This window comes from Methylobacterium sp. CM6241 (assembly GCF_054817845.1).
Genome location: NZ_CM139246.1, coordinates 452,145 through 477,624, shown reverse-complemented (window position 1 = coordinate 477,624; position 25,480 = coordinate 452,145). Strand labels below are relative to the sequence as shown.

18 protein-coding genes and 1 tRNA gene are annotated in these 25,480 nt (G+C 68.1%); 12 read left to right on the top strand and 7 right to left on the bottom strand.

The features are described from left to right. Positions 1 to 109: 109 nt before the first annotated feature. Positions 110 to 1,366, top strand: coding sequence for a sensor histidine kinase (locus tag ACYQR9_RS02270; protein ID WP_461228556.1), 1,257 nt, complete (start codon positions 110 to 112; stop codon positions 1,364 to 1,366). A 335-nt stretch (positions 1,367 to 1,701) separates the two neighbouring features. On the opposite strand, the gene ACYQR9_RS02265 is transcribed toward ACYQR9_RS02270, so the two are convergent. The 3 genes from ACYQR9_RS02265 to ACYQR9_RS02255 form a co-directional block, all read right to left on the bottom strand. Continuing rightward, entirely contained in the window at positions 1,702 to 3,285 is a 1,584-nt protein-coding gene (locus ACYQR9_RS02265) for a UdgX family uracil-DNA binding protein (RefSeq protein ID WP_461228555.1), read from the bottom strand. Further along, on the bottom strand, positions 3,285 to 4,499 hold the full coding sequence (locus tag ACYQR9_RS02260) for a putative DNA modification/repair radical SAM protein (protein WP_461228554.1): 1,215 nt from the start codon (positions 4,497 to 4,499) through the stop codon (positions 3,285 to 3,287). The genes ACYQR9_RS02265 and ACYQR9_RS02260 overlap by 1 nt, the downstream gene beginning before the upstream one ends. A gap of 355 nt (positions 4,500 to 4,854) precedes the next feature. Continuing rightward, the gene (locus ACYQR9_RS02255; protein WP_461228553.1) at positions 4,855 to 5,499 is read right to left on the bottom strand and encodes a RecX family transcriptional regulator; all 645 of its coding nucleotides are present in this window, start codon (positions 5,497 to 5,499) and stop codon (positions 4,855 to 4,857) included. Between the two features lie 89 nt (positions 5,500 to 5,588). On the opposite strand from ACYQR9_RS02255, the gene ACYQR9_RS02250 reads away from it, so the two are divergent. Together ACYQR9_RS02250 and ACYQR9_RS02245 are read left to right on the top strand one after the other, a co-directional pair. After that, entirely contained in the window at positions 5,589 to 7,019 is a 1,431-nt protein-coding gene (locus ACYQR9_RS02250; RefSeq protein WP_207413329.1) for a TAXI family TRAP transporter solute-binding subunit, read from the top strand. A gap of 281 nt (positions 7,020 to 7,300) precedes the next feature. Continuing rightward, positions 7,301 to 9,547 carry a calcium-binding protein gene (locus ACYQR9_RS02245; protein WP_461228552.1) on the top strand — a complete coding sequence of 749 codons (2,247 nt, stop codon included), beginning with the start codon at positions 7,301 to 7,303 and terminating at the stop codon, positions 9,545 to 9,547. Between the two features lie 120 nt (positions 9,548 to 9,667). Here the strand turns inward: ACYQR9_RS02245 and ACYQR9_RS02240 are convergent, their stop codons facing one another. From ACYQR9_RS02240 to ACYQR9_RS02225, 4 genes are read right to left on the bottom strand one after another with little or no spacing between them, the layout of a single operon-like run. Then, on the bottom strand, positions 9,668 to 9,886 hold the full coding sequence (locus tag ACYQR9_RS02240; protein WP_018045441.1) for a SlyX family protein: 219 nt from the start codon (positions 9,884 to 9,886) through the stop codon (positions 9,668 to 9,670). 13 nt (positions 9,887 to 9,899) lie between these two features. After that, the gene (trhO, locus tag ACYQR9_RS02235; protein ID WP_461228551.1) at positions 9,900 to 10,649 is read right to left on the bottom strand and encodes an oxygen-dependent tRNA uridine(34) hydroxylase TrhO; all 750 of its coding nucleotides are present in this window, start codon (positions 10,647 to 10,649) and stop codon (positions 9,900 to 9,902) included. Between the two features lie 28 nt (positions 10,650 to 10,677). Continuing rightward, positions 10,678 to 11,694 carry an AprI/Inh family metalloprotease inhibitor gene (locus ACYQR9_RS02230; RefSeq protein ID WP_461228550.1) on the bottom strand — a complete coding sequence of 339 codons (1,017 nt, stop codon included), beginning with the start codon at positions 11,692 to 11,694 and terminating at the stop codon, positions 10,678 to 10,680. Further along, positions 11,691 to 12,671 (bottom strand): 2-hydroxyacid dehydrogenase, encoded by a 981-nt coding sequence (locus ACYQR9_RS02225; RefSeq protein ID WP_461228549.1) that lies wholly within the window; start codon positions 12,669 to 12,671, stop codon positions 11,691 to 11,693. Before ACYQR9_RS02225 ends, ACYQR9_RS02230 begins: the two co-directional genes overlap by 4 nt. A 271-nt stretch (positions 12,672 to 12,942) precedes the next feature. On the opposite strand from ACYQR9_RS02225, the gene leuC reads away from it, so the two are divergent. The 9 genes from leuC to ACYQR9_RS02180 all read left to right on the top strand — a co-directional run bounded on the left by leuC (position 12,943) and on the right by ACYQR9_RS02180 (position 25,324). Beyond that, the gene (gene leuC, locus ACYQR9_RS02220) at positions 12,943 to 14,358 is read left to right on the top strand and encodes a 3-isopropylmalate dehydratase large subunit (RefSeq protein ID WP_056421992.1); all 1,416 of its coding nucleotides are present in this window, start codon (positions 12,943 to 12,945) and stop codon (positions 14,356 to 14,358) included. A 104-nt stretch (positions 14,359 to 14,462) separates the two neighbouring features. Further along, positions 14,463 to 14,547, top strand: a tRNA-Leu gene (locus ACYQR9_RS02215). Between the two features lie 233 nt (positions 14,548 to 14,780). After that, complete coding sequence (locus tag ACYQR9_RS02210) at positions 14,781 to 15,035, top strand: DUF6538 domain-containing protein (RefSeq protein ID WP_461228548.1); 255 nt, start codon at positions 14,781 to 14,783, stop codon at positions 15,033 to 15,035. Positions 15,036 to 15,169: 134 nt separating this feature from the next. Further along, positions 15,170 to 15,391 (top strand): hypothetical protein, encoded by a 222-nt coding sequence (locus ACYQR9_RS02205; protein ID WP_461228547.1) that lies wholly within the window; start codon positions 15,170 to 15,172, stop codon positions 15,389 to 15,391. A 139-nt stretch (positions 15,392 to 15,530) separates the two neighbouring features. Then, positions 15,531 to 16,628 carry a DUF2806 domain-containing protein gene (locus ACYQR9_RS02200; protein WP_461228546.1) on the top strand — a complete coding sequence of 366 codons (1,098 nt, stop codon included), beginning with the start codon at positions 15,531 to 15,533 and terminating at the stop codon, positions 16,626 to 16,628. Positions 16,629 to 17,223: 595 nt separating this feature from the next. Continuing rightward, positions 17,224 to 18,204, top strand: coding sequence for a hypothetical protein (locus ACYQR9_RS02195; RefSeq protein ID WP_461228545.1), 981 nt, complete (start codon positions 17,224 to 17,226; stop codon positions 18,202 to 18,204). Between the two features lie 202 nt (positions 18,205 to 18,406). Beyond that, entirely contained in the window at positions 18,407 to 21,535 is a 3,129-nt protein-coding gene (locus ACYQR9_RS02190; RefSeq protein WP_461228544.1) for a hypothetical protein, read from the top strand. Next, a complete protein-coding gene (locus ACYQR9_RS02185) occupies positions 21,532 to 23,196 on the top strand; it encodes an SWIM zinc finger family protein (RefSeq protein ID WP_461228543.1) in 1,665 nt (554 codons plus the stop codon). The genes ACYQR9_RS02190 and ACYQR9_RS02185 overlap by 4 nt, the downstream gene beginning before the upstream one ends. A gap of 316 nt (positions 23,197 to 23,512) precedes the next feature. After that, positions 23,513 to 25,324, top strand: a complete 1,812-nt coding sequence (locus ACYQR9_RS02180) for a reverse transcriptase family protein (protein WP_461228542.1) — start codon at positions 23,513 to 23,515, stop codon at positions 25,322 to 25,324. The last annotated feature ends 156 nt before the right edge of the window (positions 25,325 to 25,480 follow it).

The following is a 25,480-nucleotide window of genomic DNA, read 5'->3' as shown; positions in this document are numbered from 1 at the left end:
CGCGTGAATCGAGGGCGCTCGACGAGTCACATCTCGTGAGATCACACTGGGATCGCAGGGAAAGCCTTGGCTGTTTGAGGCCGCGGCCCCGCTGGGAAGAAAGCCGGACATGACGGCAGATCGATCGACGCCTCCGGGGGTGCCCATGGAGCAGGGAGGCGGAGCCGCGGAGCAGCTGGCCTACCGGCTTCGCCAGCAGGAACTCACCGCCGAGTTCGGGTTGTTCGCGCTCAGGACGCGCGTCATCGACACGCTCCTGCAGGAGGCGACGCGTGTCTGCGCGCAGGGGCTCCAGAGCCGGTATTGCAAGATCATGGAATACTTGCCCGCCGAGCATCAATTCGTGGTGCAGGCGGGGATCGGCTGGAAACCCGGAATCGTCGGTATCGCAAGGACGGGGGCCGATGCGGCGAGCCCATCCGGTTACGCCTTTCAGACCGGGCAACCGGTCATCTCGAACCATCTCGGGGGCGAAAGCCGCTTCCGCACGCCCAAAGTGCTCGAAGACCATGGGATCCAGCGGGCGATCAACGTCATCATCCGTGGCGAGGGCGAGCCGTTCGGTGTCCTCGAAGTCGACAGTCCGACGGAGGGGCGCTTCACCGAGGCCGATATCGCGTTCCTCCAGGGGTTCGCCAACCTGCTGGGCGGCGCGATCGACCGGCACCGCACGGAAGAGGAGCTGCAACAGACGGAAGCCCGTCTACGGCAGGCCTTGGCGCATCAGGAGGTTCTCACGCGGGAAATCAGCCACCGGGTGAAGAACAGCCTTTCGATCGTGGCGAGCCTCCTGAACATGCAGGGCGACATGGCGACCGATCCCGTCTTGCGCGCCGCTCTGGGCGACGCGCGGAGACGGGTCCTGACCATCGCGACGGTGCACGACCGGCTATGGCGCACGGACGAGGTCCAGGTCCTCGATCTGGCCGAGTTCCTGGCGGAGCTCTGCGAACATCTGGGCGCATCGGTGGGGCCGAACCACAGACTGACCTGCGAGGTCGCACCGGTCATGGTGGCGACGAACCATGCCGTGCCGTTGGGGCTCATCGTCAACGAGCTCGTCACGAACGCCTTCAAATATGCCTATCCCGATGGGGCCGGCGAAGTGCGGGTCTCGGTGACGCGGGAGGAGCCGGGACGGCTCCGTCTCGAAGTCTGCGACAGCGGCGTCGGCCTGCCAGCGGGCTTCGACCCGTCGCGGTCGAAGAGCCTCGGCATGACGGTGATCACCGGGCTCGGTCGCCAACTCGGCGGTCAACCGGAATGGCAGGATCTGCAGCCCGGCACACGGGTCGTGCTCGCATTTCCGTACCGGGAGGCCGGCGTACGAGAGGGGGCCGAGGATTCGGGCACCCTCTCGTCCTGAAGCCTCACAGGCCTCAGAGATCTGGGATGAGGAGGCAAGATCTTTCGGTCGGCAAGGTCTTTTGGTCGGCAAGGTCTCTTGGTCCGTATGTCCCGATCTCGCATCTCGTCATGCTGCCGATCGTCGGGTGACGGTCCGACACGCCATGCTCTGGCTGGGTCGCTGCGTGACGTCCACTCGGGCGGACGATCCTTCTTCCGGGGTCGCTACGGTCATCAGACTTTTCTATCCTACCCGAGGCATCTCAGGCGGACCCGTGACACCCGAATGCGCAGGTCGTACCCGCAGCTAGGGCAAGGTCATCGATCGTAGCGCCGGATCCCGTGGCCAAGCCGCTATCCCCCCAGCGTGCGCGCCAGATCCCCGACCCGTTTCAGGTCGGCCACGAAGGCCGCGTAAGCGTCTTCCTTGGCTTCGTCGGGGAGGCGCAGGAGGTAGGAGGGGTGCACCGTGATGAAGCCCTCATAGGGCTTGCCGAAAGAAGCGGGGCCGCGGGCGCGGGTGATGGGGATCGCCTTGCCCGTCAGGGCCAGGACGGCGGTGGCGCCCAGGGCCACGACGAGTTTGGGGGCCACGAAATCCAGCTCCCGGTCGAGCCACCAGCGGTAATGGCTCACCTCGCCGGCAGTGGGCTTCTGGTGGATGCGGCGCTTGCCGCGCTCCTCGAACTTGAAATGCTTGACCGCATTGGTGAGGTAGGCCGCGTTCCGCTGAATGCCCGCATCCGCCATGGCGCGGGACAGGAGCTGCCCGGCCGGTCCCACGAAGGGGCGGCCCTGCCGATCCTCCTGGTCGCCCGGCTGCTCGCCGACGAAGGCGATGGCGGCATGGGCAGGGCCTTCGCCGAGGACGGCCTGGGTCGCGCCCGGCACCAGGGGCTCCGAGCGCCGGATGATGGCGTTGAGCTCCTCCAGGGAGGTGGGATCCTGGTCGGACATGGCGGCGACGGCCTTGGCGGGGTTACGCTTGGTCGGCATCTGCGGCTCCCGTTCGATCATGGCTTCCGTGCGGGCTGAGGCGGCGCGGACGAGGCCGGGAATCGCCGCTGTTTCCGGCATGTTGCGCCAATACTTCTTCGGCATCTCCGCCCGCATGGCGGCGAGGTTGGTGCGGGCGGGGTTGAACGTGCTCTCATAATAATCGCGCCAGCCGGCCTCGAACCCGTCGGCCTCGGGCGCATCCTCGCGTCGTCCCGGCGGGCCGAAGGTCAGGGTCTCCCCATCCCAATGGGCGGAGCCGTCCGGCGTGAGGATCGTCCAGTGCAACGACCGGAAACGCGAGACGAAGAACGTGGTTGCCGCCTCCAGGATGTGATGGTCCGGCTCGAACCAGGCGACGAAGCGCTCGACACCGTCGGCCTCAGTCCGCCGGAACCGCAGGAAGGCGTGCATCTTGTGCAGGTCGCGGGCGATGGCCTTGCGCATCCGGTCCAGCCGATGGACCAGCGGGTCGCTTCCCACTTCCAGCAGGCCACGCTCGCCGTGAGTGATGCGCCAGATCAGGGTGTAGAGCAGGGCGTAGCGCTCGGGATCGCGATGCGGGACGACCATGCGGATCAGGTCGGCCGCCGCGCGCGGCAGGCTTAGTGGCGCATCGGAGCCGGATTCTGGCTGGGAGACCTGTCCGAACAGGCCGGGGGCCTGCCCGATGGACCAGACTACTCTATCGGGCGGGACCGATGCGGCGGCGAGCCGGCGCGCTGCGGTGCGGAACCCGTCGAGATCGGCGCCCTCGCGGAGGGTGATCGTTTGGAGTGATCCACCCGACCTTGCCCCCTCTGCGGGGGAGGGTGGCCCTCGCGTGAGCGAGGGTCGGGAGAGGGGAGCGCCATCTCCGGAAAGGTCGTCCCCTCTCCCGCCTGCTCCGCAGGCACCCTCCCCCGCAGAGGGGGGAGGGTGATGCTCACCATCGCGGTCCATCAGAACAGGCTCAGCTGCCGTGCCGGCTCGACGAGCTTGGCGCGCAGGTCCAGCCGGTCGGTCCCGCCGGGGCCCGGATGATAATCGGCGGCGATCAGGAACGGGCGGGCGCGCTTGAGGCCGGAGGTCAGGCGGGCGACGTCGTCGAGGCGCAGCCGTGTGTGGCGGCGCGCCTTCACGATCTTGTCCACCGCACGCGCACCGAGGCCCGGCACCCGCAGCAGCATCTCGCGGTCGGCGACGTTCACGTCCACGGGGAAACGCCCCCGGTGCTTCAGGGCCCAGGCCAGTTTCGGATCGATGTCGAGGGAAAACATGCCGTCTTCGGCGGCATCCGCCACGTCGTCGGCGGAGAAGTCGTAATACCGGATCAGCCAATCGGCCTGGTAAAGCCGGTGCTCGCGCTGAAGCGGCGGGGATTTCAGCGGCAGGATGGCCGAGCCGTCGGGGATCGGGCTGAAGGCCGAGTAATAGACCCGCTTCAGGTTGAACGAACCGTAGAGAAGGGCGCTCTTGCGGATCAGCGCCTCGTCGGTGGTGGTGTCCGCGCCGACGATGACCTGCGTCGACTGGCCGGCGGGCGAGAACCGGCGCTTCTCGGCCTTCGCCTCGGTGATCCGCGCGCCGATCTGCTTCATCGCCTTCTGGATGACCGGGCCGTTCTTCTCCGGCGCCAGCCGGTGCAGGCTGGCATCGGTGGGGAGTTCGAGGTTGATCGAGAGCCGGTCGGCATAGAGCCCCGCCTCTTCCACCAGCCATGGGCTCGCCTCCGGGATCGATTTCAGATGGATATAGCCGCGAAAGCCGTGGTCGCGCCGAAGGCTCTTGGCCACCCGCGTCAGCAGCTCCATCGTGTGGTCGGGCGACTTGATGATGCCCGAGGAGAGGAACAGACCCTCGATATAGTTGCGCTTGTAGAACTCCACCGTGAGGGTCACGACTTCCTCGACGGTGAACTTGGCGCGAGCGACGTTGGAGGAGCGCCGGTTCACGCAATAGGCGCAATCGAACAGACAGTAATTGGTCAGCAGGATCTTCAGGAGCGAGATGCAGCGCCCGTCCGGCGTGTAGGCGTGGCAGATGCCGGCGCCCGTGGTCGAGCCGAGTTCGCCCTTGCCCGCCACCCGTTTGGGTGCCCCCGACGAGGAGCAGGAGGCGTCGTATTTCGCGGCATCGGCCAGGATGCGCAGCTTCTTGGCGAGGGTCTCGTCCATGACAGGGACATGCGCGTCGTTCGTGTTTCGTTCAAGTTTTTGTCGGGCCGGGTCGGAAATGCCGCAGGGTGCGCAGGCCCCTTTCCCCGCGCGTGGAGCCGCCGCGTTCAGCAGGCATCGCGCGTCCCTCTCCCCCTTGTGGGGAGAGGTTAGGAGTGGGGGTGGCTCCGCCAGCCTCCGCAGCGTGAGGGTCGCCCAACCACCCCCACCTCCAACTCCTCCCCACAAGCTCGACGGATCTCGGGCAGGCCCGAGATCCGCTGGGGAGGAGGGCCGCGTAGCGCGCGAGAGGTGTGAATGCCCTAGGCGTGCGGGGAGAGGCGGAAGCACCGCTCGGCTGACGGAGATACCTCCATCACCGGTCGAGCCCGTCCTCCGCATTCACCTCCTCATCGACGACCGCCTTCGCCAATCCGTACGAGAACCCGGCCCGCGCCATCGAGGCGAGATCCTTGTCGCGGTGGGCGGCACGGAGGTCGGGGCGGCGGAACGGGCCGAGGCGGCGGCGCTTGGCATAGGCGCGGGCCGCCACCTCTTCCGCATTGGTGCCTTCCTCCTCGCCCCGGTCGCGCTCGGTCTCCAGGGTTTCGGCGATCAGCGTCCGGTCGACCCCCTTGGCGGCGAGCTTGGCCGCGAGGCCGCGGGCGGAGGTCCCGCGCCGACGCAGGGTCGCGGCCCGCGCGGCGGTGAACCGGGCATCGTCCACGAGGCCGGAGGAACGGGCGCGCTCCACGATGGCGGCGACGGTCTCGGCGAAGGCGGCCGGGTCTTCGTCCCGGAGCCGGCACCTCTTGGCGACCCGGCGCTCCAAGGTCTGGCGCAGCATCGCCACGGAGGCGCTGTAGCGCTCCAGATAGTGCAGGGCGACGCGCTCCAGATACGCGGCCGTGACCGGCGGCGTAGGTTTTGCCTCGCGGGTATCAGATTTTGCCTCGCGGGGCGTAGCTTTTGCCTCACGAGAGGGCCCAGGCCGACCCGCTGCAACGTTTCGAGCGTTCATCGGTTCATCACGCTTCGGACAGGTTTCAGGATCATGTCGCGCATCGTCTCGACCGTGAACCGGTTTCCTGTCTTACCCCGAGAGGACGCATGCATGTCATGCCGGCATTCCTCCTGAAGCGCGAGTGGCTCCTGGTCGCGCTCGGCCTCGGCTTCGCCGTCCTGGCGGCCGCCGTGGTCTACCTGTCGCGCCCGACCGTTCTCACGGTGGCGGTCGGTCCTCGCGACGGGGCCGAGGCGCAATTGCTCGAAACCTACGCCCAGGCCTTGAGCCGGGCACGGGAGGACGTGCGCCTCAACGTGCGGGCCTATGACGACGTGCGCGACAGCGCCGCGGCGCTCCAGGCGGGTCGCGCCGACCTCGCCGTGGTCCGACCCGACGTGTTCCTGCCCGATAACGGCCTGACCTTGGCCCTCCTGCACGAGGAGACGCTGCTCATCGCCACGCCGGAAGCGAGCGAGATCGAGAGCTTCCCCGACCTTGCGAAGAAGCGCCTCGGCATCGTCGAGCGCCACGCCGCCGACCGGCCCTTCGTCACCAATCTCCTCGCCTTCTACGATTTCACGGCCGTGCCGGCGCCCGAACCCGGTCAGACGCTCGCCGCCAGCCATATCGCCCTCGTGCCGCTCAAGCCCGGCGAGGTCACGGCCGCCCTGCAGGCCGGCACCGTGGATGCCGTCGCCGTCATCGCGGCCCCGACCTCGAAGGCCGCGATTTCCACGGTGCGGGCGGTGGAGATGGCGTCCCACGAGAAGAAGATCACCATCGTCTCCGTCCCCGATGGCGACGCGATCGTGCAGCGGATGCCGGAACTGCAATCGGCGACGATCCCAGCGGGTACGTTCGGCGGCCGGCCCAAGCGCCCCGATGAGGACGTGAAGACGGTGGGCGCCTCCTACCGGCTGATGGCGCGGGGCGCGGTGAGCCGCTACTCGGTGGCGTCCGTGACTCAGCACCTGTTCGAATGGCGCTCGAAACTCGCGCCGAACGCCCCCATCGCCAACCTGATGAAGGCTCCGGATTTCGAGACGTCGGTGGCCGCCACCAGCGCCCGCCTGCCCAACCATCCGGGCGCGGTCGATTATTTCGAGCGCGAGCAGCAGACCCTGTTCGAACGCTACGAGGATTACGTCTACCTCCTCGCCTTCTTCGGCGGCACGATCGGCTCCGGCATCGCCTGGCTCGGCCAGCGCCTCGCCCGCCAGCGCCGCGAGCGCGTGGACGTGGTCCTCGACCGGCTGCTCGACATCCTCAGGGACATCCGCTCGGCCACCACGAGGGAGCAGCTGGACGGCCTCGTTCGCGAGACCGACGATCTCGTCACCGACGTCGTCCAGCACGCCCGCGAGCGCAATGTCGACACCCGCGCGATGAACGCCCTGATCCTGGCCATCGATGCGGTGCACGGCGCCATCGCGGATGCCCGCCGTTCCCTCGTCACCGGCGCCGAGCCCGAGCGCCGGCCCCTGCGGACGCGGTCCGCGCGTCTCCTCAGGCTGGATCGGCCGGCGGCAGAATAGCGGCGGTGACGATGTGGTTGGTCCGCTGCCGGCGGAACACGGGGAACGAGCGCTAGCGGCTGCCGTTCATGAGCAATCTTCGTTTTAATCCATCCAATGCGTAGAATTCATCTCATTCTCTCCTGGGAGTAAACTGCCACGCTTAACAAGAGATAAGATCAGGGGTCGCCGGATATTATTTTCGAATTCTGAAACCTTCGTGGTTAGCCATCCGTACCAGCCCGACCGCAAGCCTGCGAGCCGCATATGCATCTCAGGCAGCGCGTAAGGGAGACGACGCAATGGCTACGATCAATGGCGATAACGGCGACAACGTCCTGAACGGCACCGAAGACGAAGACACCATCAATGGCCTCGGCGGCAACGATACGATCGACTCGGTCGATCGCCCCGCAAACATCTTCGCAGGTTCGATCAATCCTGTGCGTGATGTCGTTCGCGCCGGATCGGGCGACGACACGGTGACCGGCGGCAAGCTCGATCGGTTGGTCGGCGGCGAGGGCAATGATTCCCTGTCGGTGAATTTCAATTTCAACGGACCGGTTGCCGGCTCGGCAACCCCGATCAGGTTGACGCTCGATGAAAACGGCACGGGCAGGGCGTCCGACGGTACCGTGATCTATGGCTTCGAGTCGGTGAACTTCAACCTGTCCGACACCGGCGACAATGTCGTCGATACCGGCAATGTCCGGGCGCAGCTGACGGGTGGAAACGGGAACGACACGCTCACCACCGGGTCGGCGGACGATGTCGTGTATGGCGGCGGTGGCGACAACGTCATCTCGACGGGCGGCGGCAACGACACGATCGGTGGCGGCTCCGGGATCGACACCGTCTTCGGCGGCGACGGCGACGATACTTTCGGCGTCAGCATCGCCACCGATGGCAGTGACCAGGTGAATCTCGGCGACGGCAACGACACCGTCCGGTTCGATCGCGCCGACGGTGGTGCCGGCAACGTGCGCCTGACCTTCACCTCGGCCGAAGTGGGCAACGGCAACACCAACGATGCCGGCAGCCTGACCAACCAGGATGGCGGGCTCGCGGTCCGCGTCCAGGCGGAGGATGCCGACGGCAATCTGACGGGGCCCATCTCCCGCTACGACGATGAGGGCATCACCTTCGTCGCCGGAACGCAGGGCATCACCTTCGACGTCCGCGACCTCGTCTCGGGCACACAGCGTGGCAATACGTTCGAGGGCGTCGTGCTCGGGACCAATGGGGACGACGCGCTGACGTTCTTCCCGCCTTTCCGTGCCGGCCAGGATTTCTACTACAACGCCGGTCAGGGCAACGACACGATCACCGCCGGCACCGGTAACGACTTCCTTGTCGGCGGTGCCGGTAACGACACCATGATCGGCGGACTCGGCAACGACAGCTACATCGTCGATTCCCTCGGCGACACGGTGGTCGAAGGCGCCGATGAAGGAACCGACACCGTTCTGTCCTCCATCACCTACACCCTGCCCGACACGATCGAAAACCTCGTCCTCACCGGGATGGGCGCCGTCGACGGCACCGGTAACGCGCTGGACAACAGCATCACCGGCAATATCGCCGACAACCGGCTGGATGGGGGAGCCGGGAACGATCGTCTCACCGGTGGCGCTGGCAACGATGTCCTGCAAGGAGGCGTCGGCGACGACATCCTGCAGGGAGGTGCCGGCGACGATGTCTACGCCGTGGATGGAGCAGGAGATCAGGTCATCGAGTTGGCAGGCGAGGGCAACGATACCGTTCGCTCGTCCGTGAGCTACACCGTGTCGGACAATGTCGAGAACCTCGTCCTGAGAGACAATGGCGACCTGAGCGGCAGCGGCAATGACCTCGACAATCGCATCACCGGCAATGACGGCGACAATCGTCTGAGCGGCGGCGCCGGAGACGATACGCTGGTGGGTCGCGACGGCGACGATACGTTGCTGGGCGGTACCGGAGCCGATGCTTTGATCGGTGGCGCCGGGAGCGACACCTACGTCATCGACAACGCAGGCGATCGTGCCCTTGAGCAGCCGGGCCAAGGCTTCGATACGGTTCGGTCCAGCGTCAGCCACACGATGGAAACCAACATCGAGAAACTGGTGCTCTACGGTTCGGACGATCTGACCGCCAACGGAAATGTCGGTCGCAATCAGATCTACGGCAATGCCGGCGACAACGCGATCTACGGCGATGACGGCCGGGATCTCCTCTTCGGCCGCGACGGGGCCGACACCTTCGTGTTCAAGGCCATCACCGACAGTGACGTCGCGGTTTCCGGACGCGACATCATCAAGGACTTCGGTTTCGCCGAGGGCGATCGCATCGACCTCAGCGGGATCGACGCGGACTTCGGACAGGCCGGAGATCAGGGCTTCCAGTTCGTCGGAACGGACGCCTTCTCGGGTCAGGCCGGCGAACTGCGCACGAAGTTCGGTGGCGGCAACACCCTCATCCAGGGCGACACGAATGGCGATGGAGCGGCGGACTTCGCCGTTCTGCTCCAGGGCCATCAGACCCTGGACAACGGATCGTTCGTGGTCTGATCCACTCGCCATCAAAAGGGGGGCTGCTGTCGAGGCAGCCCCTTCTCATGTCCGAAGGCCGCCTCCTCGGCGCGGGTGGCGGCGGCCCCCTCCTCAGCCCGACCACGGCCGGGCAGGGGCTCAATAATGCGGCGGGGGCGGTTCCGGGGCGCCGGTGCCGGTGCGGGCGCCGGCCTCCTCGACCTGCTCAACGAGCTTGGCCAGATGCCGCGTCAGGGCATCGATCTGGCGCCATTGCGCGGTGATCGTCGCGTTGAGGTCGTCGATGACCACGTCCTGCTCGGTCAGCCGCATTTCCAGGGCGTCGATGCGGGCGGAGAGCGTATCGTCGTCGGTCATGGCTGGCCCCGCCTCATCGCAATATCTCGGGATCGTGGTCGGGCCGCTCGACGAGGCCGGGTCCGAGCGCGATGCGGTGGTCGAAGACGAAGCAGTCGCCGCGCCAGCGGCTCTCGGCCTCCGGGATCGTCTCGAGATAGCGCAGGATGCCGCCCTCGAGATGGTGGACAGTGGCGAACCCCTTCGCGCGCATATACGCCCCGGCCTTCTCGCAGCGGATGCCGCCGGTGCAGAACATCGCCACCGCCGGATGCTCGGCGGGGTCGAGGCTGTCGACATAGGCCCGGAAATCCGAGAACCGCGACAGATGCGGGTCGGTGGCGCCTTCGAACGTGCCGAGATTGACCTCGAAGGCGTTGCGGGTGTCGAGGAGGAGCAGGCCCGGCGTATCGAGCAGAGCGTTCCACGCTTCGGGCGGCACGGGTGTCCCGGCCTCGCCCGCATCGGTGGCGCCGTCGTCGAAGGTCACGATCTCCCGCTTCAACCGCACCTTGAGATGAGCGAAAGGCGCGGCCTCCGCCCTCGAAAGCTTCACGTCCAGATCCCTCAAGCGCTCGCCGAAGAGCGGGCCGTCGCGCAGCTCCGACAGGAGCGTGGCCATGCCGGCCGCGCTTCCCGCGATGGTGCCGTTGATCCCCTCGCGCGCCAGGAGGAGCGTGCCGAGGATGCCGAGTTCCACGCAGCGCCGCTCCAACGCGTCACGCAGGTCTGCGGCGTCGGGCAGGGGAACGAAGCGGTAGAGGGCGGCGACGGTGTAGGGCATCGGCGGCAGGGTCTATCAGGCGTGGTCGTCAGGGGGAACCGCTGGGCGCCGCGGCCTCGATCCGGCGCAGGATGAAGGTGGTGCCGACCTCGGGCTCGCGCCGCCAATGGTTCTCCCCCGCCGGCACCAGCCCCACCACATGGCCGCGCCGTGCCACCAGGGTGAGCCGGCCGGGAGCCGCCAGCCACGCGGCCGGATCGAAGGTCGTCAGCCCGCTGTCGCGGCAGCCCTCGAGCAGGCGGACCGTGGCGGTCCCGCCTCCCTCCGCGGGTTTCAGTTCGAGGCGGCAGACGTCCTGCTCGCGGTAGCGGTCGAGGGCGTAGATGCCGGCCGTCGGCCGCGGGCCGGCAGGCGTCGCTGCGCTCGTCTGCGCCCCAATATTCTGGCCGCCTGCCGCAGTCGGATCGTCCCGCTCGAGCTTGTACCCGGAGCCGCCATCCGGCGCCGGCGCGGGAGGCGGCGACATCGCCACGATCTGGAGAGGAACGAGGCTGTAGACCTCGCCTCCCTCGGTCTTGGCCATGAGGCTGCGCCGGTCGTCCCGCGCCTTGAAGATCAGGACCGGCCGGACGTTCTTGTCCACGAGGCGGACGACGCCGTCCACGAACAGCCAGGCGGCGACCTCGTTCAGGATCGGCAGGGCACGGCGGCACCCGGCGGGAAACGACAGGCGCCGCCCGCTCTCGAAGCTCTGCGACGCGAGGGTCATGACGCAGCGCCGCGTGCTGCCGTCCCGCGACAGGTCCCAGGTGCCGGGAACGCCTTCGATGGTCGGTGGCAAGGTCTCCACGAAGCCGGTTGGTGGGCTCACCGCGGCTGGCGTCTCCGAGGGGCCGGAGGCGGCGGGGGGCTCCGCCGGTGTCGGGGCGGGCGTCGCGGCCGGGGGCGCGGTCTGTGTCGAGGGCGTGGTCGGTGTCGAGGGGGCCTGGGGAGCGCCCTGAGCCATCCCCTGGCCCCCATTCTGGGTCATAGTCTGGGCCTGCGCCGGACCGGCCAGGGCCGCTGCCGTCAAGAGACCGGCGAGGGGGCGTGCGAGACGGATCATCGGGCCGCTCCGGTGCTGGGCGCGTTCGTCGGCGTTTCCGGCACCGGCGTCAGTGGTCCCTTGCCGGAGAACCAGGAGAGCAGGTTGTCGACCACGAGCCGGCCCATGACCTCCCGGGTCTGGACTGAGCCGGAGCCCACATGCGGCAGCAGGACGACGCGTTCCAGACCGAGGAAGGCCTCCGGCACCTCGGGCTCGGCGGCGAAGACATCGAGCCCCGCGCCGTGGATCGTGCCCGATCGCAGGGCCTCGATCAGCGCCGGCCCGTCGATGAGGCTGCCGCGGGCGACGTTGACGACGATCCCGTCGGGGCCGAGCGCCTCCAGGATCTCGGCATTGACGATCCCGTTCGTCTCCGGGCCGCCAGGCGCCACGATCATCAGGACATCCACGGCCCGCGCCATCTCCAGCAGGGTCGGGTGGAAGGCATAGGCCACGTCGTCCTGCCGGCGGCGGCCGTGATAGGAGAGGGCCACGCCGAACCCTTCGAGGCGGCGCGCGATGGCCCGCCCGATCCGGCCGAGGCCGAGGATGCCCACATGCCGGCCGCGCAGGGTCGCGGTGAGCGGGTAGGTCCGTGTCGGCCAGTGCCCGGCGCGCAGGTGGCGGTCCGCCTGCGGGATCTCGCGCACGGTCGCCAGGAGCAGCCCGAGGGCGAGGTCGGCCACCTCGTCGGAGAGCACGTCGGGCGTGTTCGTGACCACCACACCCCGCTCCGCCGCGGCGCCGACATCGATCGTATCGTAGCCGACGCCGAAACTCGCCACGATCTCGAGTTGGGGCAGTTTCTCGATGAGGGCGCGGTCGACGGGGGCCTGCGCCCCGGTCGCCATGGCGCGGATGCGCGGTCCGATCTCGCGATAGAACGCGTCGGGATCGGGCGCGGTGTCGGCGCGGTGGAGGGTGAAGGCGCCCGCCAGCGCCTCCATCACGCTGGGCTGCATCGGCTTCAGGAGCAACAGGTCGGCAGGCTGCATGTCGCGCTCGTCATCCGTCCCCGGAAGTGGCCAAGAGAGGCGTGGCCAAGAGACGATACGGCTGTAATCCGCCGTCCCGGCAGGGTCCAGCCATCGCGGCGGGTCCGCATCGGCCAAGGTCGCCATGCGGCGCGCGGGCGGCAGTCATGACCGCGATGCGCCGTGTGCGCCGGCCTACTTCCAAGCGGGCCTTTCGAACATTACTAAAGAGGGCGAGAGTCACATATCCGCCCGCGATCCGATCAACGACGAAAACCGAAACAGCCACGCCATGACTGCCCCGCGCACCCTCTACGACAAGATCTGGGACGACCACGTGGTCGATGTCGAGCCGGACGGCACCAGCCTCCTCTACATCGACCGTCACCTCGTCCACGAGGTGACGAGCCCACAGGCCTTCGAGGGGCTGCGCGTGGCCGGACGGCGCGTGCGCCACCCGGAGAAGACCCTGGCCGTGGTGGACCACAACGTCCAGACCTCGGACCGCCGCTTCGGCATCGAGGATCCGGAGAGCCGCCTCCAGCTGGAGACGCTGGCCGAGAACGTGCGCGATTTCGGCATCGAGTTCTACGATGCCCTCGACCGCCGCCAGGGCATCGTCCACGTCATCGGCCCCGAACAGGGCTTCACCCTGCCGGGCCAGACCATCGTCTGCGGCGACAGCCACACCTCGACCCACGGCGCGTTCGGCGCGCTGGCGCATGGCATCGGCACCTCGGAGGTGGAGCACGTGCTCGCCACCCAGACGCTGCTGCAGCGCAAGGCCAAGAACATGCGCGTGACCGTGGACGGCACCCTGCCGCCGGGCGTCACCGCCAAGGACATCATCCTCGCCATCATCGGCGAGATCGGCACCGCCGGCGGCACCGGCTACGTCATCGAATATGCCGGCGAGGCGATCCGCGCCCTCTCGATGGAGGGGCGCATGACGATCTGCAACATGTCGATCGAGGGCGGCGCCCGCGCCGGTCTGGTGGCGCCGGATGCCATCACCTACGCCTACGTCAAGGATCGCCCCAAGGCCCCCAAGGGCGAGGCGTTCGAGCGGGCCCGCGCCTATTGGGACAGCCTCGCCACCGACGAGGGCGCCTTCTTCGACCGCGAGGTCCGTCTCGACGCCGCGAGCCTGCCGCCCCTGGTGAGCTGGGGCACCAGCCCCGAGGACGTGGTCTCGATCTCCGGTCTCGTGCCCGACCCGGCCGCCATCGCCGACGAGAACAAGCGCCAGTCGAAGGCCAAGGCCCTCGACTATATGGGCCTCACGCCGGGCACCAAGATCACCGACATCACCCTCGACCGGGTCTTCATCGGCTCCTGCACCAACGGCCGCATCGAGGACCTGCGCGCCGTGGCCAAGATGGTGGAGGGCCGCAAGGTCCACCCGTCGGTCTCGGCCATGGTGGTGCCGGGCTCCGGTGTGGTGAAGGCCCAGGCGGAAGCGGAGGGCATCGACCTCATCCTCAAGGAGGCCGGGTTCGACTGGCGCGAGCCGGGCTGCTCCATGTGCCTCGGCATGAATGCCGACCGCCTCAGCCCCAACGAGCGCTGCGCCTCCACCTCCAACCGCAATTTCGAGGGCCGCCAGGGCCATCGCGGGCGCACCCACCTCGTCTCCCCCGCCATGGCCGCCGCCGCCGCCGTGGCCGGCCGCTTCGTCGACATCCGCGAGTGGCGCGGCGAGGCCTGAGCGCCCAGCTTGGGCGGAATCCGCGAAACGGGCCGGAATCGCGATTGACGCGGCCGGCCCGTCCGCCTAAACGAACCTCCGCGTCGGCAAACATCTGCCGACCGGCCCAGGTGGCGGAATTGGTAGACGCGCTGGTTTCAGGTACCAGTCTTGCAAGAGGTGAAGGTTCGAGTCCTTTCCTGGGCACCATTTTTCTGAGAAGCGTCTTTCCCTCAGAAACTCAAGCCGGATGAGTTAGTTGCGACAGGCAGGCCGTGCCACAACGGTGTGCCACATGCTCCTCAGGCTTCCCCGTCCGATGAAGCGGTCAGACTCCTAGCTCGTGCAGGTTGAGCGGCGCACTTTGCTGATGTGCGCGAGGCGGCGATAGGCCGTACTTTGCTGGTGCCGCTGGGCCCCGAGACCATCCACATACCCCGACGATGGGCACCATACGGTTCTCTCTGAGGACCCGTGACCCTAGTGAGGCGAAGGCGCGACAAAGGGCGGCTGCGGCGGCGGTACAGCGATCCTGGGCACCCTTCGCACCGCTCGCCCCGCCACGCTCGACCATAAGCAGGCTACAAGTCTGGCCGAAGACCTCTATCGGTCTTGGGCTGATAGTGGCGGAGATCGAACCATCGTCATCGTTCACAAAGGCGGAGGCAAATGGGAGGCGGTCCAACAGAAACTCGTGAAGGCGTAGGGTGTGGTGCCTAAAGTTGGGCCTCAGGCCCAGGTGAGTACGCTCGACCGGTTGGGACGGGTCTTCGGGTGTGACGGCTTAAGCACAGTAGGCGACACGGCAACACGGAAGCGGAAAGACAGCACCGTGACGATGATGACCAAGGAAGAAGCGGACCCAGCGGTGGCCTCTGGAGAAGTGAGGGCGGGCATCGAGCGGGCCTTCGACGAGGTCGTATCTAGCCGGACGGGGGCCAAGGGAGCGGCCCACCCGGATACCGTGAGGCTGATGGGCGAGGCGTTCGACCGCACGGAGGCGACGTTGGGCAGCAACGTGCTGCCGTTCAGGAGGCCGGGCGGTCGAGCATGAGGTCGGCAAAAGGGCGGCCGGGGGTGGGCATGAAGTCTGCTCCCGGTCGCTGTCGATGTTGGTCCCCTCGATTGCTGCATGCCCTCGACATCGTACGGCTGAGCATTATGCTCGTCCAAGAAAACGCGAGGGGGCAGATTTGACTTGGGTACCAGGCGAAGCATTGCTCAAACGTGTCTGGGAAAGCGTTGAGAAGTTTGGAACAGGCCGGCTAAGTCCAGCGCAGATACGGCGTGAAGGATTGGCAAGAGCGGATGTGCGCCGCATCGAACTGTTGAATGAGGCCACCGCGCAACAAGACGTAGCAGAAGTTCTTGCTGGTCGAGCCCGACTTGGCCGTGCCGGCGAACTAATTAGACTGCAAGTAGCGCCGAAAGAATCCCCGCTTCTTTTAGAGGATATGTCTGACCAAGCTGATTCATCAATGCTATTGTATAACGAAAATGGTAACGATGGCGAGCTAAAGCACTCTATTTCCTCCGCTCGGGAAATTGTGGAGCAAGCGTGCATTTCAAGGGATTTGCATGCCTTCAAACGATTGGTCAATCTTCGCGAAACCGTGCGAATGGCGGAGAGTGAAGTTGATAGTGAACCGGAATCGCCGCTAGGTGTTGAGCCGCCGCCAATCAGCCCAGATTGGCTAAACGATTGGCGCGAGGGAGCTGAGCGCACATCTGAGGCAGAAATTCAACGACTATGGGCAAAGGTCCTCGTAGGCGAAGCTAAAGTAGCTGGTTCATTTTCATTGAGAACCTTAAACTTCCTGCGAACGCTCGACCAGCAGGACGCCAAACTCATAGAACAAATCGCACCCTTTGTTTTTAATGGCAGCAACATTTTTAAGCCGCGCGATGAGAAGTCGGTCGGTAATTTGGGATTTCAGTCTTTACTTGCGCTTGAAGAGATGGGCGTCATGACTGGCGCTATTGGGTTGGGTTTAACATTTACTGTTACAGTTAAGGCGGGCCAAAGGGCCTTAGTTAAAATGCATAAGAATGTCGGGATTGTCCTGTCCTCTGATGAAGAAAAATCTGCTACTTTAGGGGTCTTAGTGCTTAGTAGAATCGGAGTTGAGCTTGTCAAGCTCGGCGATTTTACAACCCCCTCCGCCTATCTCGAAGTCCTTGCGAAACAGTATGAGATTCAAGGTTTTACTGTATCACGAGTTGAGTATGCTACAGGATGGGATGGCCATTCGTTCATTGTGAGTGCCGCTCCAATCGTATCGCCGGAGTGATGACGGGCATCTGCACCTAAGGATAATCAGCTTAATATACTGCCAAGCCTGTGCTGCAGGACCGTGCCGTAAAGACGCTCTGCCAATCTCCAATACATTTAAGATCAACAAATTAGCGGTTATCCTGTTCAATTCTTTCCTGGGCACCAAGCAAAAACTAAGTAGCCCATCGACTTAGTTTCCAGCCTCGCTTCCCGCACTTCGTTCACATGCGCGGAAGAGATCGAAGCCCGCTGGGTCAGCTGCTCGTTATCTGCGGTTTCGGTACAGCCTGCATCGTCCCAGTGATCCGGCGTGACTGAGCACGGCGGTCTCGGCGCGATCCCTGAACTCCCAATCGGCGTACAGGATATCGCGGTGCTCTCGGTACAAAAGCGGCGTTGCGCCCTTCGCGCTCTTTTGCGCGATGCCAACGAAGCGCGGGCGGGCGTTGTGCGGTGTCAGCGGCGACGCGGAGCAGGGCGGACGGCTCATGCACGGATCCCGGTGGCTTGACGCTCCGAGCCTCCGCCGGCCAAGCTCTCGGGAATTGCGAGCAGGCGTCGGGGCATTCCCCGCCGACGCCGACGTCCCACTCTCGAGAGACCCTTCCGGAATGCGTCTTCCCCGTTTCCGCCGCGCCACCGGCCGGCTGCTGGCCCTCCTCGGCCTTGTCGTCTCCTTGCTCGTCTCGGCCCCGCTCCTGCCGGCCCGTGCCGCCGAGGCGGTCTTTCCGCCTGCCGGCGGGATCGGTCTGGTTCCACCCGCCGGCATGACGTTGGCTAAGAGCTTCGCCGGCTTCGAGCATCCGTCCGGCGCCTCCATCGTCATCGTCGCGATGCCGGCCGAGGCGTATGGGCAGCTCGCCGAAAAGTTCACCCCCGATTCCCTGCGTTCGACGGGCTTTGCCGCCGTGGGAGCGGCCGAGCCGCTGTCCGTCGCCGGCGGAGAGGGGCGGGTCCTGCGCGGCAGCCAGTCGGCCAGGGGGATCGCCTATACCAAGTGGGTCGCGGTGGTGCGGGGCGGGGATGGCACCGGCCTCGTCACCGTGCAGGTTCCGGAAGCGGCCCGTGGGCAGGTGCCGAACCAGGCGGTGGAGGCGGCGCTGGGCACGATCGCCTTCCGCTCCCCCGGCAGCGTCGCCGACCAGATCGCGGCCATGCCCTATTCGGTGGGGGACCTGGCCGGGTTCCGCCCGGTGCGGACGCTGATGGGAAACACCCTCCTGCTCACCGACGGCCCCAAGGACGTCGATCCCGAAGGCACCCAGCCGCTCGTCATCGTGGCGCCTTCCCTGGGGAAGGCTCCGGTGGCAGCCGGCCAGCAGAGCGCCTTCGCCCGCAAGGCGCTGGGCACCATCCGCGAGGTGAAGGACATCGCGGTCACCGACGAGAGCCGCACCACCGAGGGCGGCGCGGTCGTCATCCGCCTGCGGGCCACCGGCAAGGACGTGCGGTCCGGCCGAACGGTCGGCGTGACCCAGACGATCCGCTTCGAGGGCAAGACCTACCTGCGCGTCATCGGCCTCGCCGGCGCGGACCAGCCGGACGCCCTCGCGCGGGCCGAGCGCGTCGCCGCCTCGGTGGTTCCGCGCTGAGCAGGCGGGGCGGATGGGGGACGCGCCCATGACCGTCCGCTCCGGCCCGCCAGGGTTGCCCCCGCGATCGCGGGGAGGCTAGACATCCCTGCGACCGGAACGCCGCACGTCACCGGGCCGGTCGCCGCCTCTTCCCCGTCTCGCGAGGAGCCACGATGCAGAGACCCAAGGATCGCAGTGTCGCCCTCTCCGGGTCCGCTGCATGAGGGTCGTCCGCGCGGCGCGCCTCCACCTGAAGGAGGGAGCCTCCGACAAGGTCTACGAGGTGGACCTCGTGGAGAACGACGCGGTCGCAGCACCCGAGCGGTTCCTCGTCAACATCCGCTACGGACGACGCGGCGCGATCCTGCGCGAGGGATCGAAGACGCCGCAGCCGATCGCGGCCGATGCCGCCGCGAAAGTGTTCGACAGCGTCGTCGTCGCGAAGATCAACGGCGGCTACCGCCGGAGCGACCAACCCGTCGCGTCATCCGTGACGGGCGCGGCCGGGGCCCCGGCCGAGGGCCGCGACGGCATCCTTCTCGCGCGGCTGGCATCCTGCCGGCGCGGGCCGTGGCCGGAGAAGGATCGCGAGCGCCTGCTCTGGCGCATCGGCCAGCTCCGGATCGCGCAAGCGGAGCCGGCCCTCGTGGCGATGGTGCAGGATGTCGGGCCGGCGGGGGCGAGCTACGCCCTGGTCTGGGCGCTGGCCCGCGCCGTGGGCGGCAAAGCCGCACCGATCCTCGAGGCCGTGGCGGCCGAAACGAGCAGCGTCGTGATCCGCGATCTCGCCCGCTTCGCCCTGGTCTCACCGCTGATGGGCGCGCAAAGACGCCCCTCGGGCGAGGAGGCGGACCTGCCGGAGGCGGTCGCCCGACCGGCCCGCGCCAACGACGCGGATGGCCTCGTCGCCGCGCTGACCGCCCTCGCCAGGGCCAAGCCCCTCGCCGTCGGGCCGACGCTGGTGGCGCTCGGCCGCTGCACGCAGGACGATGTAGCGCTGCATGCCTGCCTCTGCGCCGCGCTCCCGCGCTTGGCCCCCCGGCCTCCCTACCTCATCGGCCTGCGCCGCCTCTTCAAACATGCCGAGATGGCCGACGATGCCGGCCTCTTCGGCGCCACCGCCCTCCGGCTCGAGACCGCGAAGGCGATGTACAAATCCGGCGACCCCCTGGTCTACTCGGCCGAGTTGCGGCGGCAATTCGTGGTGCGCGATGCACGCGGCGGCCCGGACGCGTGGATCGGCCTGTCCTCGGCCACGTCGCTCTACCTCAAGCGCCGGATCTGGCGGGCCCTGCGCAAGCGCGGCGAGGTCGGCGATCCGGCCTTCGCCGAGATGGCCGCCGGGCTGCTGCTGACAGTGCGGCCCGAGGATCTGGGTCCGCGCACGGTCTCGACCCTGTGGCGGCGTCAGGCGAACGGCACCTGGGGCCGCGAGCCTCGCCTGCGCGGCCCCCTCGCGACCCACTGGGCGGCGAGCCATCTCCTGTTCCGCCATGCCCCGCAGGCACGGCCGCGCTCGGGCTCGGCCACGTTCTTCCTCGATGCCGAAACCGACCTCGACTCGCGGGACGAGGCCTTCCCCGATCTCTGGAGCGCCCGGCCCGACCTCGCCCTCCGTCTCGCCACGGAGGGGCGGATCGACCCCGTGGCGATGCTGGGACTGCGCGTCCTGAGGGCCGACGCCGCCGCCTGCGCCGCCCTCGATGCCGCCGCGGTCGGTCGCCTGCTCGGCGCATCGCTTCCCGCCGTCGCCGCCCTCGGCCTGGAAATCGCGCGGGAGCGGCTCGCCCGGGGCGGGGCCGATCCCGAACTCCTCGCCGTCCTGGTCCAGGCCCGGTTCCCGGAGGCGCGGATGCTGGCCCTGCGGCGGATCGAGGCCGAGGCGGATTTGCCCTGGTCGAACGTGGCGCTGGCCTTCGCGCTGCTCACGAGTGCCGCGCCGGAGGTCGAGGCGGCGCTCCTCCCCCTCGCCCGCGAGCGCGGCCTTCCGGCCGGCGTCGCCGGGCCTTTGGCCGAGCGGCTGGTGGCATGGCTGCGGGCGATGCCGCCGGTCCTCGACGCGGAGGCGGCGGCATCGGTCCGGGCCATGCGCTCCGGCCTGCCGCTGCTCTGGCCGGACCACGACATGCCGGTGCCCGGGCAGGACATCGCCGCGTTGATGGCGCATCCGGCCCCGGAGATGATGGCTGCGGGCGTCGCGTTGCTGGCCTTGTCCGGCAGCGATGCCGATGGCCTGCCCGCCGAGCAATGGTACGCCCTGATCGGCTCGGACTCCCTGGACGTGCGGGACGCCGCCATCGGCCTCCTGTCGCGCCTCGACGATGAGCGGCTCCGCCGGCACGCCGACCCCATCCTCGCCTTCGCCTGCGGGCCTTCGCCCGTCCTGCGACAGGCGGCGCGGCCCCTGGTGAGGCGCCTGGTCGATGCCGATCCGGCCAGCGCCGGCCCGCTGGCGCAAGCCCTCATCGCGAGCCTGTTCCGCACCGCGCCGGACGACCGGTTCGTCGCCGACGTGGTCGCGCTCCTGGGCGAAGCGATGCCCCGCGAGCTCGCTGCCCTCGACGCCGGCACCCTGTGGCGCCTCCTGCAGGCGCAAGCCAAGGGCGCGCAGCGCCTCGGGGCGATCGTGCTGGCCGAGCGGGCGCCGGGCCTCTTCAGCGTGCGCCAGATCGCGCGGCTCGGGGGCCATTCGCATCTCGCCGTGCGGCAATGGGCGATGGCCGCTTATCTCGCGGAGCCCGCCCGCTTCCAGGCCGAGGCGGCCGAGGCCGTCCTCCTCGTCGAAAGCGACTGGCCGGAGACCTTCGCCTTCGCGGAGAGCCATTTCGCGACCTGGCCGGAGGAGGCCTGGACGCCGGAGGCGCTCGCTGTCGTCACCGACAGCGTCAAGCCGGAGGTCCTGGCCTTCGCCCGCCGGCTCCTGCGCAGCCGGCTGCGGCCGGGAGAGGCGGATGCCCAGATCCTGCGCCTCCTCGAACATCCCTCGCCCTCGATGCACCTCCTGGTGACGGAGCTCCTGACGGCGCAGGCGGTGGAAAGCGAGGAGGCCTTCGCGCGTCTCGTGCCGCTCGCCCGCATCGTCATGCTGCAGGTGCTGACGGGGCGGACCGCCAAGGACAGGATGGCGGCCTTCCTGAAGGGGGAGGCCCTGCGCAGCCGCGAGCGGGCGCAAGGTTTGCTGCCCCTCTTCGCCGACCTGTCCCTTAGCGTCACGGCGCGCGACCGGAACGCCGCGATCCTGGCGCTTCGCGACATCGCCAACGCCTATCCGGATCTCGATACGCCCCTCGTCCGTCGCCCCTCCGTAGCGCGGCAAGCCGCCGGAACCTTGTCGGAGGGTGCCCGATGAACGTCGTCCATCGCTACCTCGGCGAGAGCCGCGCCGTCACGGAAGGGGGCACGACGCGGCTCGGCTTCGCGCCCGATACCTTGCGCGCGCCGACCTTCTTCAACGGAAGGGTCGCCTGCCACCTGCCGTTCCGTGAGGCGATCTCGGCGCTGCACCACGTCGTGGTGTCGGACCTGCGCTTCAAGCCGAAGGACCGCAGCGCCTATTTCGCCTGGCTGCAGGCCAACGAGCAGCAGCTTCTCGCCGAGGCGCTGGCCGGGCGGGACGAGCTGGAGGCCGAGATCGAGTCCCTGCGCCGCGAACTCAGGGACATCGATGCCGCGTCCCAGACGGTGATGCGGCCGTTCTACAAGGCCCGGCAGCTTTATTTCGACCGCCTCTACAAGGAGGATCTCGACGCCTGGATCGTCCTCGACCCGGTCATCACCGTGCATCCGGACGAGATCTTCTTCGAGTGTTTCAGCCTCGACGAATCCACCTACGGGCGCCTCTCCTGCGACCATGACGTGTTCGCGCGCATGGGCGAGATGGCCTTCGGCACCACCAACATCGATTACAGCCACGCTCTGTACGACGAGTTCCAGAAGATCCGCAGCGACCGGAACACCGAACTCGCCATCGACCCCACCGGCTTCTCCGTCCAGACCGCCGGCACGGAGGAATACCGCGAGGACAAGATCGATCTGCCCGATTCCTGGATGCGGGGCTTCCTCCAGGTCTCGAGCGCCATGACGCAGCCCGCCAGCGTGGTCGATCTCCACCCCGTCGACATGCACGCGATCCTGACGCGCCTCGCCGCCCGCCGGGAGCGGCACGGCCCGCGCTCCCTGCGCTTCCTGCTCGAACCGGACCGGCCGGTGAGCGTGCTGATCGAACCCTGGAACGAGCGGCTGACCTTCCGGCGCTCGATCTACCGGGGATCGGCGAGCGCCGAGATCCGGCTCTGGGGCCGGCGGCGGCTGGCGATCCTCGCCCGCGCCCTGCCGCTCGCCCGATCGGTGCGCCTCCATCTCCTCGGCACCGGTCTGCCCTCCTTCGCGGTGGTCGATTACGGCGGCCTGCGCTTCACCCTCGGCCTGTCCGGCTGGACCGCCAACGACTGGTCCCGCGCCGGCCAGTTCGACCTCCTCGCGCCCCGCACGGATGTCGATGCGGGCAGCGCCGCGCGGGTCTTCGCGGCGCTCGGCCGCCATCTCTTCGCCGATGCCGGGACCCTCGCCGCCGAGACCGGCCTCGACCGGGCGACGGTGGAGGCCGCGCTCGGCGGCTACGTCCAGGCCGGCCGCGTCATGTTCGACCTCGACAAGCGGGTGTTCCGCTTGCGCGAACTCACCCGCGAACCGCTGGATGCGAGCGCCCTGCGCTTCGCCTCGGAGCAGGAGGCCAAGGCCGACCGTTTCGTCGCCGCCGGGCTGGTGACCCTCGGCCCCATCACCCGCGCCGAGGGCCGGCGCAGCCTCACCGGCTCGGTGCTGGACGACGGCCGGGCCATGGCGACCGCCGTCGAGATCGACGCGGATGACCGCATGGTCGGAGGCCGCTGCACCTGCGGCTTCTACATCCGGAACAAACTGATGCGCGGCCCCTGCGAGCACATGCTGGCCCTGCGCCGCATCGTCCACGCGCAGGTCGAGGGCAAGCCGATGAGGAGTCAGGCGTGAGGAACCGCGTCGGGAACCGATTGATGCCCTCCCCGGCATGCGTTAAGCTTCACCCCCTGAGGGACGTCGGGCGGAGCGGACCTTGCATTCTGGGCGGCGTTTCGCCGTCCCTGCACCCTGCCCGGCAAAGCGTCACTGGCCCGCTCTTCACTGGGCCGGCACAGACCCCTACCGCGCGCTTTCTGTTTGGGTTCCTTGAACCCAAACGCGCGGTAGGGGTCGTGCCGGCATCGAGTGGACCGGACCAGTCCCGAGACTTGACGAAGGCTTTCCGCCCGGCGTCCCTCACTCGTCCTCCCGTCCGGGCGCGCCGCCCATGAGCGTCCAGCCCGGCTCGCTCACCCGGCAGCAGCTCTACGACCGCATCCGCGAGAGCTCGAAGGACGAGGTCGTCCTCGAAGAGATGATCCGGCTCGGCTACTGGCCGGCCGGGACGGATCAGCCGAACCTCCCCGAGGACGTCATCCGCCGCCGGGGCGAGCTCACCCGCGAACTGACGGAGCTGCATCGCAGCGCGGCGCTCTGGAAGAATCCGGACGCCGCCCTCAAGGCGATGCACAAGCGCCGCAAGAAGGCGGCCCTGGAACGGCGGCGCGAAACCAAGCTCAACGGCGCACGCGGGCGGCACGAACGCGCGCTCGCCTGGCACGGGCGCCGGAACCGGGAGATCCTCTATCTCGGCGAGGGCGTCTCGGCGGGTCTCTCGGCGCGGGGAGACGCTCCGGTGTCGCGAGCCGACGGCCTGCCGGAACTGGCGAGTCCTGGCGCGGTGGCCGAGGCCATGGGGATCGGCCTCGGCGAGCTGCGCTTCCTCGCCTATGACCGGGCGCTTGCCACGGTGAGCCATTACCAGCGTTTCACCATCCCGAAGAAGACCGGTGGGCTGCGTGCCATCTCGGCGCCGATGCCCCGGCTCAAGCGGGCGCAATACTGGATCCTCGATGCCGTGCTCGCCCATGCGGGCATCCACGAGGCCGCCCACGGCTTCGTTCCGGGCCGCTCGATCCTGACGAACGCCGCCCTTCATGTGGGGCGGGACGTGGTGGTCAACCTCGACCTCAAGGACTTCTTCCCGACGCTGGATTACCGCCGGATCAAGGGCAAGTTCCGGGGCCTCGGCTATGCCGAGCCGGTGGCTACGGTGCTCGCCCTGCTCTGCACCGAGCCGGACGTGGACGAGGTCGAGATCGACGGGCAGCGTCTCTACGCGGCGCGCGGACCGCGCCGCCTGCCCCAGGGGGCGCCCACGAGCCCGGCGCTCACCAACCTCGTCTGCACCCGCCTCGACGCGCGCCTCACCGGCCTCGCCGCGTCGCTCGGCTTCACCTACACGCGCTATGCCGACGACATGACGTTTTCCGCCTCGGGCGAAGCGGCGGGCAAGACCGGCGCGCTCCTGAAATTCGTGCACGAGATCGTTGCCGCCGAAGGCTTCACAATCCATCCCGACAAGACGCGGGTGATGCGGCGGGGGCGGCATCAGGAGGTCACCGGGCTCACGGTGAACGAGCGGGTCGCGGTGCCGCGCGAGACCTTGCGGCGGTTCCGCGCCCTGCTGCACGGCATCGAGGGGCACGGACCCGCCGGCCGCCGCTGGGGCCGGAGCGAGGGGCAGGCGGTGCTCGGGGCGGCTTTGGGCTTTGCCCGCTTCGTCCGGATGGTCACGCCCGAAGCCGGTGCTCCCCTGGTCGCGCAGGCGCGGCGGCTCGCCGAGAAACACGGGGCGCCGCAGCAATCGGCCCAGCCCCGGATCACCCCCTTCCGCGCGCAATCCGCCCGGGGTGTGCCGCCGCGCGAGGGCTGGTGGAGCCCGGCCGAACGCCCGCCGCCGCAGCCCGATCCCATCCTGTTGGAGGCGGAGCGGCCCGCCATGAGCATACCCGGACGAAGCGGCCTGCCCTCCATAGGCCGTCGCCCCGAGCCGGCCTCCGACCAGCCGCGTCCCGGATCGCCGCCCGGCGGCGATGTCGGAGAGGACACTCCGCTGAAGCCCTGGATGGTGGTGCTCGGCGTGTTCGTCCTGTTCCAGGCCGGCGCCATCGTGCACCCGGTCCTGGGATTGCTGGTGCTCGCTGCGGCACTCGTCATCGCAATCCGGCGCTGGCTCCGTCGCCGGCGCGGCAGGTGATCACGGGCCGCTCTAAAGGTGCGGTAAGGCCTACATCTGACAAAGCCATATTCGATGCATGGTCTGCCGAGGCTGGACGGCTCGAAACAGACCCGCTCTTACACATCCCGGCGCCGAACATCTCTGACTCGTATCCATAATGCCCGAGCGGGGTTG

What these genes read in the sequence shown, in the direction of transcription:
- ACYQR9_RS02225 (WP_461228549.1), bottom strand. Translation starts at nt 12,671, where the DNA reads ATGCAGCCTGCCGACCTGTTGCTCCTGAAGCCGATGCAGCCCAGCGTG.
- ACYQR9_RS02260 (WP_461228554.1), bottom strand. Translation starts at nt 4,499, where the DNA reads ATGGACGAGACCCTCGCCAAGAAGCTGCGCATCCTGGCCGATGCCGCG.
- ACYQR9_RS02245 (WP_461228552.1), top strand. Translation starts at nt 7,301, where the DNA reads ATGGCTACGATCAATGGCGATAACGGCGACAACGTCCTGAACGGCACC.
- trhO (WP_461228551.1), bottom strand. Translation starts at nt 10,649, where the DNA reads ATGCCCTACACCGTCGCCGCCCTCTACCGCTTCGTTCCCCTGCCCGAC.
- leuC (WP_056421992.1), top strand. Translation starts at nt 12,943, where the DNA reads ATGACTGCCCCGCGCACCCTCTACGACAAGATCTGGGACGACCACGTG.
- ACYQR9_RS02185 (WP_461228543.1), top strand. Translation starts at nt 21,532, where the DNA reads ATGAACGTCGTCCATCGCTACCTCGGCGAGAGCCGCGCCGTCACGGAA.
- ACYQR9_RS02250 (WP_207413329.1), top strand. Translation starts at nt 5,589, where the DNA reads ATGCATGTCATGCCGGCATTCCTCCTGAAGCGCGAGTGGCTCCTGGTC.
- ACYQR9_RS02230 (WP_461228550.1), bottom strand. Translation starts at nt 11,694, where the DNA reads ATGATCCGTCTCGCACGCCCCCTCGCCGGTCTCTTGACGGCAGCGGCC.
- ACYQR9_RS02210 (WP_461228548.1), top strand. Translation starts at nt 14,781, where the DNA reads ATGGGCACCATACGGTTCTCTCTGAGGACCCGTGACCCTAGTGAGGCG.
- ACYQR9_RS02240 (WP_018045441.1), bottom strand. Translation starts at nt 9,886, where the DNA reads ATGACCGACGACGATACGCTCTCCGCCCGCATCGACGCCCTGGAAATG.
- ACYQR9_RS02190 (WP_461228544.1), top strand. Translation starts at nt 18,407, where the DNA reads ATGAGGGTCGTCCGCGCGGCGCGCCTCCACCTGAAGGAGGGAGCCTCC.
- ACYQR9_RS02180 (WP_461228542.1), top strand. Translation starts at nt 23,513, where the DNA reads ATGAGCGTCCAGCCCGGCTCGCTCACCCGGCAGCAGCTCTACGACCGC.
- ACYQR9_RS02270 (WP_461228556.1), top strand. Translation starts at nt 110, where the DNA reads ATGACGGCAGATCGATCGACGCCTCCGGGGGTGCCCATGGAGCAGGGA.
- ACYQR9_RS02255 (WP_461228553.1), bottom strand. Translation starts at nt 5,499, where the DNA reads ATGAACGCTCGAAACGTTGCAGCGGGTCGGCCTGGGCCCTCTCGTGAG.
- ACYQR9_RS02265 (WP_461228555.1), bottom strand. Translation starts at nt 3,285, where the DNA reads ATGGACCGCGATGGTGAGCATCACCCTCCCCCCTCTGCGGGGGAGGGT.
- ACYQR9_RS02195 (WP_461228545.1), top strand. Translation starts at nt 17,224, where the DNA reads ATGCGTCTTCCCCGTTTCCGCCGCGCCACCGGCCGGCTGCTGGCCCTC.